Below are 449 nucleotides of genomic sequence, written 5' to 3'. Positions count from 1 at the left end.
CTACCAGAAGCACGCGTGCGCTGACGCGCCGCGCAGGAGAGCACCATGGAACGCATTGAACACCGCGCCTGTTTCGGCGGCTGGCAGGACGTCTACCGCCATCATTCGACCACGCTGGGCTGCGACATGCAGTTCGCCGTGTACCTGCCGCCGCAGGCGGAAACGCAGACGCTGCCGGTGCTGTACTGGCTGAGCGGACTGACCTGCACCGAGCAGAATTTCATCACCAAGGCGGGCGCGCAGCGCTATGCGGCCGAACACGGCGTGATCATTGTCGCGCCTGATACCAGCCCGCGCGGTGATGACGTGGCCGATGCCGAAGGCTACGACCTGGGCAAGGGCGCAGGGTTCTACCTCAACGCCACCCGTGCACCGTGGGCGAAGCACTTCCGCATGCATGACTATGCAGTGCACGAGTTGCCGGCGCTGATCGAAGCCTGTCTCTTATA

The 449-nt window shown here is 64.1% G+C and carries 1 protein-coding gene; it reads left to right on the top strand.

Features of this window, described 5'->3' with window-relative positions; translation table 11 throughout:
* Nucleotides 1-45: 45 nt before the first annotated feature.
* Nucleotides 46-449: alpha/beta hydrolase-fold protein (locus D7X55_RS46430; protein WP_255425070.1), on the top strand; the 404-nt coding region annotated here is incomplete at its 3' end.

This window comes from Corallococcus sp. AB049A, from assembly GCF_003668885.1.
In the GTDB taxonomy this organism is placed as follows: Bacteria; Myxococcota; Myxococcia; order Myxococcales; family Myxococcaceae; genus Corallococcus; species Corallococcus interemptor.
Note: the sequence above shows the minus strand (reverse complement) of the source record. Positions and strands in the feature narration are given on the sequence as shown.